Origin of the sequence: Microbacterium sp. P03 (genome assembly GCF_043556235.1) — a bacterium.
Classification (GTDB): Bacteria; Actinomycetota; Actinomycetes; order Actinomycetales; family Microbacteriaceae; genus Microbacterium.
The window spans coordinates 105,541-123,422 of sequence record NZ_JBIGIM010000007.1; the positions used below are offsets into that span (position 1 = coordinate 105,541).

Annotated in this window: 9 protein-coding genes; 7 read left to right on the forward strand and 2 right to left on the reverse strand. The window is 65.5% G+C overall.

What is annotated here, in order from left to right; genetic code table 11:
- Position 1 precedes the first annotated feature (1 nt).
- The 6 genes from ACFXOO_RS15540 (at position 2) to ACFXOO_RS15565 (ending at position 10,123) form a co-directional block, all read left to right on the forward strand.
- Positions 2-2,299 (forward strand): glycoside hydrolase family 3 N-terminal domain-containing protein, encoded by a 2,298-nt coding sequence (locus ACFXOO_RS15540; protein ID WP_394564051.1) that lies wholly within the window; start codon positions 2-4, stop codon positions 2,297-2,299.
- A complete protein-coding gene (locus tag ACFXOO_RS15545) occupies positions 2,296-4,806 on the forward strand; it encodes a glycoside hydrolase family 2 TIM barrel-domain containing protein (protein WP_394564052.1) in 2,511 nt (836 codons plus the stop codon). Before ACFXOO_RS15540 ends, ACFXOO_RS15545 begins: the two co-directional genes overlap by 4 nt.
- Positions 4,803-5,816 (forward strand): SDR family NAD(P)-dependent oxidoreductase, encoded by a 1,014-nt coding sequence (locus ACFXOO_RS15550; RefSeq protein WP_394564053.1) that lies wholly within the window; start codon positions 4,803-4,805, stop codon positions 5,814-5,816. Before ACFXOO_RS15545 ends, ACFXOO_RS15550 begins: the two co-directional genes overlap by 4 nt.
- 20 nt (positions 5,817-5,836) lie before the next feature.
- A complete protein-coding gene (locus ACFXOO_RS15555; RefSeq protein WP_394564054.1) occupies positions 5,837-6,916 on the forward strand; it encodes a family 43 glycosylhydrolase in 1,080 nt (359 codons plus the stop codon).
- Between the two features lie 61 nt (positions 6,917-6,977).
- Entirely contained in the window at positions 6,978-7,520 is a 543-nt protein-coding gene (locus tag ACFXOO_RS15560; RefSeq protein ID WP_394564055.1) for a GDSL-type esterase/lipase family protein, read from the forward strand.
- Positions 7,517-10,123, forward strand: a complete 2,607-nt coding sequence (locus tag ACFXOO_RS15565; protein WP_394564056.1) for a family 78 glycoside hydrolase catalytic domain — start codon at positions 7,517-7,519, stop codon at positions 10,121-10,123. Before ACFXOO_RS15560 ends, ACFXOO_RS15565 begins: the two co-directional genes overlap by 4 nt.
- Positions 10,124-10,185: 62 nt before the next feature.
- On the opposite strand, the gene ACFXOO_RS15570 is transcribed toward ACFXOO_RS15565, so the two are convergent.
- Positions 10,186-12,981, reverse strand: a complete 2,796-nt coding sequence (locus ACFXOO_RS15570) for a discoidin domain-containing protein (protein ID WP_394564060.1) — start codon at positions 12,979-12,981, stop codon at positions 10,186-10,188.
- 298 nt (positions 12,982-13,279) lie between these two features.
- Here ACFXOO_RS15570 and ACFXOO_RS15575 point away from each other — a divergent pair, with 298 nt between their 5' ends.
- Positions 13,280-16,189, forward strand: a complete 2,910-nt coding sequence (locus tag ACFXOO_RS15575; RefSeq protein ID WP_394564057.1) for a glycoside hydrolase family 3 C-terminal domain-containing protein — start codon at positions 13,280-13,282, stop codon at positions 16,187-16,189.
- Between the two features lie 86 nt (positions 16,190-16,275).
- Here the strand turns inward: ACFXOO_RS15575 and ACFXOO_RS15580 are convergent.
- Positions 16,276-17,882: cellulase family glycosylhydrolase (locus ACFXOO_RS15580; protein ID WP_394564058.1), on the reverse strand; the 1,607-nt coding region annotated here is incomplete at its 5' end.

Genomic DNA, 17,882 nt, shown 5'->3' on the forward strand with positions numbered 1-17,882 from the left:
CGTGGCATCCACCTACCGCGACACGACCCGGACGGTCGCAGAGCGAGTCGAAGACCTGCTTTCCCAGTTGTCCATCGAGGAGAAGGTGGGGCAGCTGACGCAGTACTTCTACTTCGGAGGCATGGGAGAACTCCCCGCGGACTTCGACATCACCTCGCTCCCCCCCGAGGCGCAGGAATTCGCTCGACAGCCGAAGCTTGTCGAGGCCGCCGTCGGGGCAGGAGCCGCGGGCTCGGCGCTATTCGTCACCAAGCCCTCCGTCGCGAATCGCTTGCAGAAGCTGGCGGTGGACGGCACCAGGCACGGGATCCCGCTGATCTTCGGTTTCGACGTCATCCATGGTTTCCGCACCGTCTTCCCCGTGCCCATCGCGCAGGCGGCGACGTGGGATCCGGCGACCATCACGGCAGCCCAGATCGTCGCAGCACGTGAAGCGCGGTCCGCGGGTATCCATTGGACCTTCGCGCCGATGGTCGACATCGCGCGCGACGCCCGCTGGGGACGAATCATCGAGGGTGCCGGTGAAGACCCCTTTCTCGGGTCGGCGGTGGCCGCAGCGCAGGTCCGGGGATTCCAGGGCGACTTCGGCCCGGAGAACGTGCTGGCCTCTCCGAAGCACTTCGCCGGCTATGGAGCCGCACGCGGAGGGCGCGATTACGACGACGCCGAGATCTCGGACTCCGAACTCCGCAACGTCTACTTCCCGCCATTTCAGGCCGCGATCGACGCGGGGGCCGCGACTGTCATGAGCGCATACATGGACCTGAACGGCGTACCTGCCAGCGGTAATTCCTGGCTGCTCACCGATGTACTGAGGGACGAGCTCGGCTTCGACGGGTTCGTCGTCTCTGACGCCAACGCAGTCAGGTCGCTGGAGACGCAGCACTTCGCCGCTTCCCCCCTCGACGCCGGCGCACGGGCCATCACCGCAGGGCTCGACATGGAGATGTGTATGTTCGACCCGGCGTTCCACACGCTGCCGGATGCTGTCGCCCAAGGTCGGGTCGACGAGAACGTCATCGACACCGCGGTGCGGCGCGTGCTGACGGCGAAGTTCCGACTCGGCCTCTTCGAAAACCCCTATGTGGACGAGAGCGTCACTGCGACCGTCCTGGACGCGCCGGTGCATCGCCATCTCGCTAGAACCGTCGCCGAGCGCTCTGCGGTGCTGCTGAAGAACGATTCGGCGCTCCCGCTCCGAGAAGAGGCGCTCCGATCGATCGCTGTGATCGGTCAACTCGCCGGCAGCAAGCGCGACACCCTCGGGCCGTGGGTGTTCGACCACGATACCGCCGAGACGGTCACGATCGTCGAGGGCATCCGCACCCGCGCGGGCGATGACATCACGGTCGATCACGCGCCGGGAGCCGGCATTCCCGCCCGCATCTTCCCGTCGATGTTCGACCGCCAGGACCCGACCGTCGCCAACACCCCCGTGGATTATGACGACGACGCAGAGATCGCCCGTGCCGTCGCGCTCGCCACGACGGCGGATGTCGCGGTCGTGGTCGTCGGTGAACGACAGAACCAGATCGGCGAGAACGCGTCGACGTCGACCCTCGAGCTGCCGGGACGTCAACTCGAACAGCTGCAGAAGATCGTCCAGACCGGCACCCCCGTCGTGCTCGTCGTCATGTCGGGTCGACCGCTCGATCTCCGCTGGGCCGACGAGCACGTGCCCGCGATCCTCCAGGCCTGGTATCCCGGGTCCCGTGGTGGTGAGGCAGTGGCCGCCCTCCTTTTCGGCGACGTCTCGCCCGCCGGACGGCTTCCCTTCACCTGGCCTCGCCACGTCGGCCACGTGCCGATGATCTACTCCCACCTGCGCAGTTTCGCGCCCGACGCGCAGGGCGAACGGTACTGGGACGAGGCATCCACTCCTCTTTATCCGTTCGGGCACGGAATGAGCTACGGAACGTTCCGCTACGAGGCGCTGCGCGTCGACCGCGATCACATCGGCGTCGGAGAAACGGTCGTCGTCTCGGTCGACGTCACCAACAGCTCCGACCGTGACGCCGACGACGTCGTGCAGCTCTACATCCACCAGCGCTACGGCACCTCGTCACGTCCCGTCCGCGAGCTGAAGGGGTTCGAACGGGTGCCGCTGACGGCAGGGGAGACCCGTACCGTCACCTTCGATCTCGGGCCCGCCGAGCTGCGCTACTGGAGCGCCGCGACGCGCGGCTGGATCCAGGACGCGACCACGATCGACATCTGGGTGGGCGGTGACTCCACGGCGGACCTCGCCACGACGATCACCGTGGCCGCCGACCGCGCGATACCGGGAGGTCAAGCATGACCACCACCCTGTTCACCGACGGCTGGACCTTCCGGAAAGCTTCAGCGGCAGTGCCCGTGCCCGTTCGGCTGCCGCATGACGCCATGATCGCCGAGACACGCTCACCGGACGCCGCGACCGGCAACCATGGTGGCTTCTTCCCCGGCGGGCGCTATGTCTACGCCAAGGAGTGGCTGGTCCCCGATGATGCCGGGCACCGCACCCACAGCCTGCTGTTCGAGGGTGTCTACGGCATCACGAGCGTGACACTCGACGGCCGCGAGGTCGGAACCTCCGACAGTGGATACCGCGAGTTCGCCGTCACTCTCGGCGACATCGTCCCCGGCGATCGGGTCACGATCGAAGTGCATGTCGACAACACCGACGTGCCGAACAGCCGCTGGTACACCGGCTCCGGCATCTACCGTCCGGTATGGCTCGAATCCGTCGGCGCGACCCGGATCGCCCGCGATGGCGTGCACGTGGTCACGCGATCGATCGCACCATCGGGTGCTGCGGTCGACGTCACCGTGCACATCGACGGAGAGGTCCCGGCCGGTGCGGCCGCGGCGGTCACCATCTCCCGTGACGGTGTCGTCGTCGCGCACGAACAGACCTCCGTGCCCGCGGGAGGGAAGATCACCTTCCCCGTGACGATCCGGAACACGCAGCTCTGGTCGGCGGATCATCCCGACCTCTACGACGTCCGGGTCGACCTGTCGGTCGACGGCGACCCGGTCGATGAGAGGCGAATCCGTACCGGGCTGCGGACGGTGCAGGTTGACGCGCGCCACGGGCTGCGTGTCAATGGAGAGACCGTGCTGCTGCGGGGGGCGTGCGTGCACCACGACAACGGCATCCTCGGTGCGGCCACGTTCGCGGCCTCGGAGCGCCGTCGCGCGCGACTGCTCAAGGAGACCGGATACAACGCTGTGCGCAGCGCGCACAACCCGTTGTCGCGGTCATTCCTTGATGCCTGCGACGAGCTCGGCCTCTACGTGATGGATGAACTGACGGACGTCTGGCTGAAGCACAAGACCTCTCACGACGGCGCCGACCGGTTCGCGCAGACGTGGCGGGCGGATGCCGCGGCCTTGATCGCGAAGGACCGCAACCGCGCGTCGGTGATCATGTATTCGATCGGCAACGAGATCGCGGAGACGGCGACGGATACCGGAGTGACCGCCGCACGCGACATCGACGCCTTCTTCTCACAGGAGGACCCCGCTCGGCCGACGACGCTCGCGGTCAACCTGCTCCTCAACATGATGGCCAGCCGGGGTTCCTCTCCTTTCGAGAGCGAGAACTACGCCGGGGACGCCGGAGGAGAGAAGAAGAAGAGCAAGAAGAGGCCGAAGAAGGACGCGACCAGCACCGCCGCCAACCTCGTGACGGCGAAGCTCGGACGCATCATGGAATTGGCGTCACGCCTGCCCGCCGCAGACAAGGCGAGCCGCGACTCGTTCGCCGTCGTCGACGTCGCGGGGTACAACTACGCGTTCGGGCGATACAAGGCCGACCGCAAGCGCTACCCCGAGCGCGTGATCGTGGGCAGCGAATCGATGCCCGGCGACCTGCCCGCCATCTGGAAGCGCGTCACCTCGGTACCCGGCGTCATCGGCGATTTCATGTGGACGGGATGGGACTACCTCGGCGAAGCGGGCATCGGTGCGTGGAGCTACGGCGACGACCCCGGCAGCATCAACAAGCCGTACCCCGCGCTCGTGGCCGGGCCGGGGGCATTCGACATCACGGGACTCCCCGGAGTGCCGGCGCTGCTCGCTCAGGCCGTGTGGGGAACTTCGAACACACCCGGAATCGCCGTCCGGCCCATGGATCGTCAGGGTCAGCGAGCCAACAGATCTCCGTGGCGCACGTCGGATGCGGTCAGCAGCTGGTCGTGGCGGGGCTTCACCGGTGCGGCCGACATCGAGGTCTACTCGGCGGCCGACGAGGTCGAACTGCTCCTGAACGGCCGGTCCATCGGCCGGAAGAAGGCCGGATTGCGTGTGGACTTCTTGACAAGGTTCCGAACGACCTACGAGCCCGGTGAGCTGGTCGCCGTCGGCTACGTCCAGGGTGTCGAGTTGGGTCGCAGCTCGCTGCGCAGCTCGCTCACCCCTTCTCTGACACTCCGGCCCGAGACCACGACGATGGCCGGGCCCGACGACCTCGCCTACGTCTGGATCGAACTCGCGGACGGGGCCGGCGTGGTCGACATCAGCGCCGCCGACGAGGTCACCGTGTCGATCGCCGGCCCGGCAACCCTTGCGGGGCTCGGCAACGCCGCGACATCGACAGAGGAGTCCTTCGCAGACGACCAGCACACCACCTCCGGCGGCCGCGCCCTCGCGATCATCCGAGGTGGGATCGCGTCCGGTGACGTCACCGTCACCGTCCGATCCGCCCACCACGGCACCGCGACGCTCCGGCTGAAGAGCGAACCGGAGGATGCCGTCCACACGCCGACGCCTGTCGATCCGTCGCGCCAGACCGAACCCGCCGACCTCGAGGAGACCATCTCGTGACCGATACAACGCCTCTTCTCTCCGCCCGCAGCACGATCGGCGCGTGGCTCGCGCACCCGGTTGGATCGCAGATCGTCGCGGGAATCGCCGGCCAGGCGGGAATCGACGATTCCGCCCTCGGACTCATGCGGAACATCCCCCTCGAACGGCTCCTCTCCGCCGGGGGCGAACCACCCGCGGGTCTCGTCGAATCCCTCGAGAGCAAGGTCAACGGTGGCGAGGTTCCCGAACCGGACGCCGTCACCGGTCTGGGCTGGACCGAAGTCATCACAACCGGTCGCTTCACCGGCAAGACGGTGATCGTCACGGGCGCAGCATCCGGAATCGGACGGGCGGTCGCCTCACGTGTCGCGCGTGAGGGAGGCCGCGTGATCGCCGTCGATCTCTTCCAGGATCGCCTCGACGCGTTCGCCTCATCGCTCCCCGACGCCGACATCACCGCAGTCGCCGCAGACATCACGAACTCCGGAGACATCGCCCGGATCATCGATTCCGCACACGGACGCGCGGACGCGCTGGCCAACGTCGCGGGCATCATCGACGACTTCTCACCCATCCACGAGGTGAGTGACATCGTGCTCGAGCGGGTCTTCAACGTGAACGTCTTCGGCGTCATCCGCCTCACGCGAGCCGTCATCCCCCTGATGATCGAAGCGCGACGCGGCTCGATCGTGAACATCGCCTCCGAAGCGGCGCTCCGAGGGTCATCCGCTGGCCTCGCGTACACCGCGTCCAAGACCGCGGTCCTCGGCATCACCCGCAGCACCGCCTACATGTACGAGAAGTTCGGCATCCGGGTCAATTCGGTCGCTCCCGGCGGCACGCTCACCGGAATGCGTCCCGGCGCCACCAGCCAGTTCGGCCAAGCCCGGCTCAACGAGCACATCGCCGATGCCCCGCTCGCTCTTCCCGAGGCGCTTGCCGCGTCGATCGCCTTCCTTCTCAGCGACGACGGGGTGAACGTCAGCGGAGCACTGTTGGCCTCCGACGGCGGCGAGTCGGTCTTCTGACCATTTCGAAAGAGAACACCATGACCGCACGCACCATCCGACCGGGTCAGACCTGGCTCGACACGAACGGCAACCGCATTCAGGCACACGGAGGCTCGATCTTCCACCAGGACGGCGTCTTCACCTGGTACGGCGAGAACAAGGAACACACGACTCCGGGCAGCGGCAACTGGCACTGGGGAGTGCGCGCCTACACCTCGTCCGATCTCGTGAACTGGGAAGACCGCGGCCTCATCATCCCGCCCGTGCTCGACGATCCCGACTCACCGCTGCACCCGGCGCAGAGCATGGATCGACCCCACATCATCTACAACGAGCTCACGGGCAAATACGTGTGCTGGCTGAAGATCATGAACAAGGACGACACGCAGGCCTCCACCGTGCTCACCGCCGACACCCTCCTCGGGCCCTACGACATCGTGCGAAGCGGTCTGCGACCGCTGGGAATGGATGCGGGAGACTTCGACCTCGTCGTGGACCCCGCCACGAAGAAGGCGTACTACTACTTCGAAAAAGTGCACACCGACACGATCTGCGCCGACCTCACCGACGACTACACGGATGTCACCGGAGAGCACAGCGTGCATTTCCCGCACCCGGGGCCGCCGTTCAACCGCGAGGCCCCCGCGTACTTCACCCGCGATGGACGGCACTACCTCGTCACGTCGAGCACCACCGGCTACTTCCCGAACCCCTCCGAGTTCGCGAGCGCCACAGATTTCCACGGCCCCTGGACGGTCCTCGGCGACGCCCATCCTGGCGACCCATCGCGCACTTCCTTCCATTCGCAGATCAGCTCGGTGTTCCAGCATCCGACGAAGAAGGATCTCTACATCGCGCTCGCGGATCGGTGGCTTCCTCAGCTGCCGGATGACATCCCGAATGTGTTCGACGCGGTCGCCGCCCGGATGCAGGGCCGGCCGATGCCGGAAGTCAGCGGAGGTGCCGACCTTGTCGAAATGATGGCGTTGGCGAACGGCGAGAACACCGCGATCGCCGACTACGTCTGGCTGCCGATCCGGTTCGACGGGGACCGCCCCTTCATCGACTGGATCGACGAATGGAGTCCCGAGGACTTCGAGTCGCTGCAGGAAGGCTGAGCGGACCATGTCACTGATCGGTAAACTCATCGTGAGACGGTTCATCCAACCTGCGCATGACATGCGTGCATCGCAGTTCGCAGAACTGGCGCCATCACCAGCGGAGGTCGTCTTCATCGGCGACAGCATCACCGCGGGCGGTCTGTGGCATGAGTGGTTCCCCGAGGTCTCGGTCGCCAACCGCGGCATCGACGGCGACACCACGGAAGGTGTGCTCGCGCGACTGTCCAGCGCGGTCGCGGGCGCACCCGCTCGCGTGTTCATCCTCATCGGCACGAATGATCTGAGCTGGAAGGTGAGCCCCGACGTCATCGTCGGTCGCGTCACGCAGATCCTCGACGGGATCCGGGGTGCGTCTCCTGCTGCCGAAATCTTCTTGCAGAGTGTCATGCCGCGTAACGCCAAGTTCCGCGACCGGATCACCGACCTCAACCGGCGATACCGCCACCTGGCTCAAGAACAGCACGTGACCTATCTCGACTTGTGGCCGGCGCTCGCCGACTCCAACGGCGCGCTGACTTCGCACCTCACGCTCGATGGCCTCCACCTCAACGGCGCGGGCTACCGCGCGTGGTCGGCTGTGCTTCGGCCGCTGGTCTCATGAGAGCGATCCGCCTGCGCACCGAATACCTGGACGCACCTCTCGGACTCGGTACTCGCACGCCGCGCTTCTCGTGGAACTGCGAAGGGGGGTTGGTGCAGAGCGCCTACCGCGTGGTCGCCGAGCGTGATGGTGAGACCGTGTGGGACAGCGGGAAAGTGCTGTCCTCGCGCATGCTTCACCTTGAGTACGCGGGCTCGCCGCTGCAGAGTCGCGACCTCGTGGAGTGGAGCCTCACGCTGTGGGATGAAACTGACACCCCGGGGCCGCCGAGCAGTTCGCGATTCGAGCTCGGCCTGCTCGAGCCCGGTGACTGGATCGCGCAATGGATCACCGGGGACTACGCACCCCGGAGGAACCACCGCTACCCCGCGGATTGCTTCCGCAAGCGGTTCCGCGTCCGAGGCCAGGTGACGAGGGCCCGGCTGTACGTGACCGCCTGCGGCGTCTACGACGCGCACCTCAACGGCAGCCGCGTGGGCGACGTCGAGCTCGCACCCGGCAGCACCGACTACCGGCACCGCCTGCAGTACCAGACCTACGACGTCACCGACCTGATCACTGCAGACAACACGCTCGACCTGCGGCTCGCCGACGGGTGGTACCGAGGATCGATCGGATGCTTCGGGCCGACCAATGTCTTCGGCCGTCGCACCACGCTCTCCGCGCAACTCGAGATCACGCACGCCGACGGCACCCGAGAGACGGTCTCCAGCGATGAGTCCTTCTCCTGGAGCAACGACGGTCCCTTGCGCTTCGCCGACCTCAAAGACGGCGAGATCTTCGACGCCCGCCTCGCTCCCACATACGACGGGCGCGCTCGTCTCGCCACCGCCGGCCCCACACCCACAGCGGCCGATAACGTCGTTCCTCGGAAGCAGGAGGAGTTCACCCCCCGTCTGCTCACCACCCCGAGCGGCGCGCGTGTCCTGGACTTCGGCCAGAACATCGCCGGCTTCGTCGGGTTCACCGTGACCGCTCACGCGGGTCAACGGATCCACCTCCGCATGGGCGAGATCCTCGACGAGCGCGGTGAATTCACCCAGTCCAACTTTCAGGTGCAGAAGCCCGTCAGAGAATTCGGGTGCGTGAGCGAAGTGCTGCTGATGACGCAGAAGCCCGGCCTGCTCCGTGGGGAACTGCAGCCGACCCCGAAGCAGGAGGTCGAGGTGGTCTGCGTGGAAGGCGAGACCACCTACCAGACCGCGTTCGCCGTCTTCGGCTTCCGGTACGCGCTGATCGAGACTGACGTCGACGTCGACCCCGCAGATTTCCGAGCGATCGCCGTGTACTCCGACATGGAGCAGGTCGGCGACTTCGAGTGCTCGAACCTCGACCTCAATCGTTTCCTCGAGAACACGCGGTGGAGCATGAAGGGCAACTTCCTCGACGTTCCCACCGACTGCCCCACGCGCGAGCGACTCGGGTGGACCGGCGACGCGCAGGTCTTCTTCGACACGGCCGCGTACCTGATGGACGTCGCGAGTTTCTACCGAAAATGGCTCCGCGACCTTCGAGACGCCCAGGCGAAGTCCGGCAAAGTGTCGGCGGTCGTGCCCTACAACGGCATCGCCATGATGTACGACGCCACGGGCGGCTCGGTGGGGTGGGCGGACGCCATGGTGCTCGTGCCGTACCGGTTCTGGAAACGCTACGGCGATGAGGACATCATCCGGGAGTTCTATCCGATGATGCGCGCATACGCGCGATTCATGATCGACCGCACCGGCCACAAGAACCGTGCCGCCGCAGCATCCAACCCCTTCGATGAGTACGTCTACGAGAAGGGCTTCCACCTCGGGGAGTGGCTCGAGCCCGAAGACATCCGTGACGAGGTGTCTGCACGGTCGCGCCCGTCCCGAGCGGAGGAGGCCACCGCGTACCTGCATTACACGATGGCGCATCTCACCGAGATCGCTAACACCCTCGACGAGAGCGAGGATGCTGCGCTCTACCGGGAGTACGCGGACGGGGCGAAGCGGGCCTACAACCACCTCTTCGTCAGCGGCGGTGCGATCGACAGTGATCGCCAGGCGAAACTCGTGCGACCGCTGGCTCTCGGGCTCGTCGACGGCGCCACCGCGGAACGTCTCGAAGAACGGCTGGTGGATGCGGTGCAAGCCCGCGGGTACCGCATCGGCACGGGGTTCCTGTCCACTCCGTTCGTCCTGCCGGCCCTGACGGACGCGGGCCGCGCCGACGTCGCGTACCGAATGATCGAGAACACCGATGCACCCAGCTGGCTCGCGGAGGTGAAGGCCGGTGCGACCACGGTCTGGGAGGACTGGGAAGGCAAGGAGAGCCACAATCACTACTCACCCGGAGCGGTCTGCCAATGGCTCTTCGACACCGTCGCAGGCATCCGCGTCGACGGTGAGAATCGGTTCCTCATCGCACCGGTGCCGGGAGGAACGCTGACGTCGGCGCGGGCGACGTTCGCAAGTCCCTATGGGGAAGTCAGCAGCGCCTGGAAGCGAACGGGTACAGAAGTTCACTACACGGTGACAGTGCCCGCGAACACGGTCGCCGAGGTCCGTCTCCCCCAGGGCGAGCAGCATCGCGTCGGCCCCGGCCGACACGAATTCACCCGCCTGACACCCAGCTAGAAACTCCGCCCGACCGGCTCGAACGTCGGACCCGCGGCCAGTGAACACTCTCGCTGTGGGGGTTAGTAGCTGGTGTGGAGGGTGATGTTGTTGATGTTCCACCAGTGTGTGGTGGTGCTGGTTTGGGTGATGCGGATGTAGCGGGTGGTGGTGGGGGGGATGGTGATGGGGCGTTTGTAGCCGTATCCGGTGCCGGTGGTTGTGGTGGTCCAGGTGGTGCCGTCGGTGGAGGTGTCGATGGTGAAGCTGCGGGGGTAGTCGGTGGTTGCCCAGGGGGCGGTTTCGAGGGTGATCATGGCGACGGTGTGGGTGGTGCCCATGTCGATTTGATACCACTCGCCGCCGGTTTGGGGGTGTCCGCTGGTCCAGGCGGTGTTGTTGATGCCGTCGATGCCGGAGGTGGGGGTGGTGTCGGGGGCGGTGGTGGAGGCGGTCGCGGTCCATCCGGTGGGGTCGATGGTGATGGGGTTGTAGGTGGAGAGTCCGCCGGCGTATTTCTTCACGGTCTCGACGAAGCGGTCGTTTCTGGTGAAGTTCGTGGTGGTGAATTGGGTGAGTTTGCGGGTGAAGGTGGCCTGGTCGTCGCTGTTGATGATCGGTACCGGGTTCTGGTTGTCGTAATACATGCCCCAGTAGCCGAAGGCGTCTTCGGCTTGCCCGCGGACTTTGTAGGTCCAGTTCGACCAGGACACGTGTTGCGCGTTCATCCCGGCCATGAATCGGGCCCAGACGTCGTCGTTGTAGTAGAGGGAGTACTCGCCGTTCAGGATGGGAACGCCTGGGTCGGTGAGTCGTTGGGGGGTCGCGGCGAGTTCGTTGGTGACGAGCTGGTTTTGGGCGTTCCAGTCTTTCGGGGCGGACATGTCGTAGGGGTGGAGTTGATACATCACGTTGGTCCAGCCGTAGTCGTCGGGGTCGGCGATGGAGTCCATGCCGAGGAACGCGGGGAGCACGATGAGGTGGTCGGGGTCGATCGCGCGGACGGCGTCGTAGATCCGGTCGAAGAAGTCGTTCTTCTTCTTCAGGTCGTCGGTGTCTTCTGCCGGGTCGATGAGGGGTTCGTTGATGAGGTCGTATCCGGCGACGGCGGGGTTTCCTTCGTAGCGGGCGGCGATGTTCTCCCAGATGTCTTGGACCCAGTCCTGGTAGGTCGGGTTGCCCCAGAACCCGTTCGGAGACGGGCCGATCCGGCCGCAACTCCCCCAGGAGCATCCGCCGCCGGGCACCATGTGCAGATCGAGGAGGACGTAGATGCCGCGCTGAGAGGATTCCTCGATCAGCCAGTCCAGTTTCTCCCACGGGTTCGGTTTCCATGTCCCGTCGAGGTTCAGGAACGTGTTCCATCCGATCGGGACGCGGATGAAGTTCAACCCGGTCGCGGCGATGTTGTCGATGTCGGTTTCGGTGATCCAGGTGTCTTGATGCGCGTCGATCACCGACTGGGCCCCCTTGACACCGAACCGGGCGGTCAAGGTGTCATTGAGGGAGTAGTCATCGGAATACAACCCTGCGGTCAACTCACCCACCGACCACCACTGCAACGCCGTACCGGTCTGCGTGAGCCGGAAGAACCGCAAGGCCTGCGCAGTGAAACCGATGTTCGTCGCCTTCACAGAACCCACCCCCACCGCCACCGTCGACCACAACACCCCATCACGCGACACATCCAGCACGAAACCACGCGGCCAGTCGTTCTCCTCGGGCACGTTCTTCCCCGTGTCGATGGAGACGTTGTTCAACGTGACCAGAGCGCCAAGATCAACCTGTATCGACTGGCCGGGAGATTGGGCGACACCCGTCGACCAATGCGAGCTCGCGTTGCCGTCGAGCGCATTCCCCGCATCTGCGCCGTCGGTCGTCACCGCGGTCCAGTCGTCACGGTCCATGATGTTCCCCGTGGCGACAGCGACCTCGGCGACCGACCATCCCTGTGGGGCCGAACCGTGGGAGACGATCCGCAGATAGCGTGCATACTTCCACGCCTTGAAATCCGCCTCAATGGTTCGGTTCTCGCCGTACCCGCTGGCGACCGGGGTGTAAGTGACGTCGTCATCAGATGTCTGGAGCTCCCATTCGCGCGGGAAGTCCTCCGGGTGCGCCGCACCCGAGTCGACCAGCACCCGATCCATCTGGATGCTTCGGCCGAAGTCGACCGTGATAGCTTGACCGGGCGACTGAGCGACGCCGCTCTGCCAACCTGTCGTGACGTCCCCATCGACCGCCATGGACGCGTCCCGCGCCCCGCCATGCGGGTGGGATGCCGTCGCCGACTGTCCACGAGTGCTGAGGACCGGATCGTAGAACAAGTTCAGCTCCGCGACCGACCAGGGTTCGTCGGCCGTCGCGGTTTGCGTCAGGCGAACGAACCGCGCCGTCTGCGGGACGAACTTGATGGTCATCACACTCTCGAGGCCTCGTACCTCGGCCACGTCCACCCACGCTGAGCCGTCCGCCGAAGTCTCAACACGTAACGCCCTGGGATAGTGCCCCTCCACGCTGCCGACGTCGGCTATTACGCGATCGACGAGGGTAGGAGCACCAAGGTCGAGCTGCAACCACTCGGCGCCGGCCTGGCCGAGTTCTGTTGACCAGGCGCTGGCCAGGGATCCGTCGACGGCGTCCACTCCCGTGCCGGTGGACGCGGTTGTCGACCATCCCGTCCGGTCGATGGCGAACTCGCCCAGCGGCGACATCCAGTCCTCTTGCGCAAGCCAGCCGCCGACGTTCGTCCCACGAAGGTTCGTGACCTCACCCGCCCCGGCGTCCGTCTTCAACACGCTACCGCTGGCCTTGAGGAAGTCATCCTTGCCGAGACCGCGGGAATCCGGGTTCGACGTGAACGGGACGCATGAAGTCAACAGCGATGCGACGAGAACGGCAGCGAGAAGGGTGAACCCGCGGCAAGACCCACTGGTGATGACGGATGTCGGCAGGTCTGACCTACGCGGCCGAAGGTCCTCTGAGTCGGGTGCCATCTTGCGAGTGTAGACCGGTTGACAAAATCTGCCTGGGAAAATACTATGAGCACACCAGGGGCGGCAGTTGACAAGCCCCACACCCTCAACTGCGTCCCGAGGCGAGTAGCCGAAGTGCCCTCCAGCACTCGCCCTCCTCGTGTGGGTCCCACCGCAGCGGATCCATAGGAGACCACGTTCCATGTCGCGTACCCCCGCAAATCCCTCGCAGGCGATGACGCCCGCGCCGCTCACCGCACGAAGAATCAGGGGAGGGGCCGCGGCCGCGCTTGCTCTTCTCCTCGCGTTCACCGGCCAATCGCTTGCTGCCTCGTCGGCACAGGCGGCTCCCACCGATCCCGCGTGCGCGTGGACCGACACGGAGAAGTCCCCAGAAGAACGTGCAAATCTGCTGCTGGACGCGTCGTCGGTCGAACAGCAAATGCGATGGCTGAATGAGGCCGCTGCCAACGACACCATGTTCACGGAGTTCAATACGGCCGGCGGGCTGGGCCAGCCCCCTGGGCCACCGGTGACCTACCCGGAGCACCCGGCGTGCGTGCAGTTCAACGCTGATATCGACGGCCCGTGGGGCGTCGCGTACGGCACCGGAACCACCGCATTCCCGGTGCCGGTCGCGCAGGCGGCCAGCTGGGACGTGGAGCTCACGGGGGCCAAAGGTGCGGTGATGGCCGACGAAGCCTGGAAGCAGCAGTACAACGCGCTCTTCGCGCCTGGCATCGACCTGGTTCGCCACCCCTGGGGTGGCAGAAACGCCGAGTACTTAGGAGAAGACCCGCTTCTGGCCGGCACCCTGTCCGCAGAGTGGATCCGATCCCTTCGGGAAAGCAACCCGGGTCAGCCTGTCGCTTCCGTCCTGAAGCACTTCGTCGGGAACCAGCAAGAGTTGGATCGAGCGGCGAGCTCGTCGAACATCGACGAGCGCACTCTCCACCAGCTCTACCTGCAGCCGTACGAGATCGCGTTCGATGCAGACCCCGCCGGCGTCATGTGCGGCTTCAACCAGCTCAACGGCATCTTCTCCTGCGAGAATCCCGATCTGCTCAAGACCAACCTGCGCGATCAGCTCGGCTTCGAGGGGTTCGCTGTCACCGACAACGGGGCTCAGCATTCGACAGCCGCGTCGCTCGATGCCGGCCTTGACCAGGAGCTCAGCCTCCCGCTGTACTTCGCGCCGCCCAAGCTGAACGAGGCCCTCGCGTCCGGCGACATCACCGAAGAGCAGATCCGGGGAGCGGCCTTCCGGGTGCTGCGAGCGAAGTTCGCCAGCGGCATCCAGGACTTCGCACTCCCCGAGACCGGCCGCTACTCCGACGTGCGTACGACACGCTCCAACGCTGTGGCCTTGGAGATGGCGGAGAAGGGGTCCGTGCTGCTCAAGAACGACGGCATCCTCCCGCTGCAGACCGCCGGTCAGACGATCGCCGTCTTCGGTCCGACAGCTTCTAACGAGATCACCCCGGATCCCGCGTACGACCGCGGGGGTGTGAGTGCACGCACTGTGTGCACCTCGCCGCTGTTCGGAGTCACCATCGCCAACGCTGTCATCGACTGCCACCAGACGGCTCCTCTTGACGCCATCGCGGCCCGCGCAGCGCAGGATGGCAGCACCGTCGTGTACAACAACGGCACCGACCTCGAGGAGGCTGCGGAAGTGGCCGCCAGCGCAGACGTCGTCGTGGTGTTCGGCTTCAACCTTTCCGGCGAGTACTTCGACCTCGACACCCTCGACCTCTTCAAGGGCGGCAACGAACTGATCGACACCGTCGCCGGCGCGAACCCGAACACCGTCGTGGTGCTGGAGACGGCCGGGCCCGTGCTGATGCCGTGGATCGACGATGTGCCGGCCGTGCTCGAAGCCTGGTGGTCGGGAGACAAGGGCGGCGACGCCATCGCCGGTCTGCTCTTCGGTGACGTCAACCCGTCGGGGAAACTGCCGGTCACCTTTCCGAGGGAGGCTGCCGACCTGCCGACCGGTGCAGGCAACAACGACCAGTACCCCGGCACGTTCGCTGACGGATCCACAAGGCGGGAACCGGACTCGACCGAAATCCGTCAGGTGAACTACACGGAGGGCCTTCAGGTCGGCTACAAATGGTACGACGAGCAGGGCATCGAGCCGCTCTTCGAGTTCGGGCATGGACTGTCCTACACGCAGTTCGAGTACTCCGCTCTGAACGTGGCGACCGCGATCGATGAGATCACCGGCGCCGTGCGCTCGACCGTGAGCTTCACCGTCACGAACACCGGCGCAGTCGATGGCGCGGAGATCCCGCAGGTATACGTCGAGTTCCCCGAGGTGGCAAGCGAACCCGGCAAGCGTCTCGTCGGGTTCGACCGCATCGAGCTTGCGGCCGGCGAGCAGCGCGCTGTGGAGGTGGTCATCGATTCCGAGGCCAGCAACAACCCGCTGTCCGTGTGGGATGTGGACGCTGATGTGTGGAAGATCATCGACGGCGACTACCTGCTGTCCGTCGGCGGCTCCTCACGCGATCTGCCGTTGCAGACCACGATCGGCATCGCGAAGCCGACCACCCCATCTGCGCCGGCTGCGCCGACCGTCGTGGCATCCGGAACCTCTGCCGCAGTGTCCTGGACTGCTCCGGCGGCCAACGGCTCGACGATCTCGTCGTACCGCGTCGAGGTATGGGACGCCGCAGGTACGTCCGGCCCACCGGCATCGCCTGTGCGCAGCGTCACCGTGGTCGACGGGCTGACGGTAGCCATGAGCACCACGATCACCGATCTGCCGGTCGGCACCTACACCGCCACGGTGGTCGCAGTGAATGGTCAGGGCGAGTCCCCCATCTCTCCCGCTTCGGCCCCATTCGCGATCGCCGCGCCCACCCCGGGCGGCGGCGGAGGCGATGGAGGAGGGTCCGGCGCGGGTGGTGGCACCGACACGACCGGCGGCAGTGGGTCAGTAGCCGGAACGCAGACGGGTCAACGGGACGGCTCACTTGCTGTCACCGGTCTCGTCGCCCCGGTCGGCATCCTTGCCGCCGTGAGCGCGCTGTTGGTGGCGATCGGAGTATTCGTCCGCTCGCGCTCACGGTCGCGTTCGAAGCTTCGCAGCGAAGGATCGAGCTGACGCTATCGACGTGCTGACCTCGCGTCGGCAACGACGGAGCCCCGGGACGACAGCCCCGGGGCTCCGTTGTTGGTTTGCTGTGGGGGTTAGTAGCTGGTGTGGAGGGTGATGTTGTTGATGTTCCACCAGTGTGTGGTGGTGCTGGTTTGGGTGATGCGGATGTAGCGGGTGGTGGTGGGGGGGATGGTGATGGGGCGTTTGTAGCCGTATCCGGTGCCGGTGGTTGTGGTGGTCCAGGTGGTGCCGTCGGTGGAGGTGTCGATGGTGAAGCTGCGGGGGTAGTCGGTGGTTGCCCAGGGGGCGGTTTCGAGGGTGATCATGGCGACGGTGTGGGTGGTGCCCATGTCGATTTGATACCACTCGCCGCCGGTTTGGGGGTGTCCGCTGGTCCAGGCGGTGTTGTTGATGCCGTCGATGCCGGAGGTGGGGGTGGTGTCGGGGGCGGTGGTGGAGGCGGTCGCGGTCCATCCGGTGGGGTCGATGGTGATGGGGTTGTAGGTGGAGAGTCCGCCGGCGTATTTCTTCACGGTCTCGACGAAGCGGTCGTTTCTGGTGAAGTTCGTGGTGGTGAATTGGGTGAGTTTGCGGGTGAAGGTGGCCTGGTCGTCGCTGTTGATGATCGGTACCGGGTTCTGGTTGTCGTAATACATGCCCCAGTAGCCGAAGGCGTCTTCGGCTTGCCCGCGGACTTTGTAGGTCCAGTTCGACCAGGACACGTGTTGCGCGTTCATCCCGGCCATGAATCGGGCCCAGACGTCGTCGTTGTAGTAGAGGGAGTACTCGCCGTTCAGGATGGGAACGCCTGGGTCGGTGAGTCGTTGGGGGGTCGCGGCGAGTTCGTTGGTGACGAGCTGGTTTTGGGCGTTCCAGTCTTTCGGGGCGGACATGTCGTAGGGGTGGAGTTGATACATCACGTTGGTCCAGCCGTAGTCGTCGGGGTCGGCGATGGAGTCCATGCCGAGGAACGCGGGGAGCACGATGAGGTGGTCGGGGTCGATCGCGCGGACGGCGTCGTAGATCCGGTCGAAGAAGTCGTTCTTCTTCTTCAGGTCGTCGGTGTCTTCTGCCGGGTCGATGAGGGGTTCGTTGATGAGGTCGTATCCGGCGACGGCGGGGTTTCCTTCGTAGCGGGCGGCGATGTTCTCCCAGATGTCTTGGACCCAGTCCTGGTAGGTCGGGTTGCCCCAGAACCCGTTCGGAGACGGGCCGATCCGGCCGCAACTCCCCCAGGAGCATCCGCCGCCGGGCACCATGTGCAGATCGAGGAGGACGTAGATGCCGCGCTGAGAGGATTCCTCGATCAGCCAGTCCAGTTTCTCCCACGGGTTCGGTTTCCATGTCCCGTCGAGGTTCAGGAACGTGTTCCATCCGATCGGGACGCGGATGAAGTTCAACCCGGTCGCGGCGATGTTGTCGATGTCGGTTTCGGTGATCCAGGTGTCTTGATGCGCGTCGATCACCGACTGGGCCCCCTTGACACCGAACCGGGCGGTCAAGGTGTCATTGAGGGAGTAGTCATCGGAATACAACCCTGCGGTCAACTCACCCACCGACCACCACTGCAACGCCGTACCGGTCTGCGTGAGCCGGAAGAACCGCAAGGCCTGCGCAGTGAAACCGATGTTCGTCGCCTTCACAGAACCCACCCCCACCGCCACCGTCGACCACAACACCCCATCACGCGACACATCCA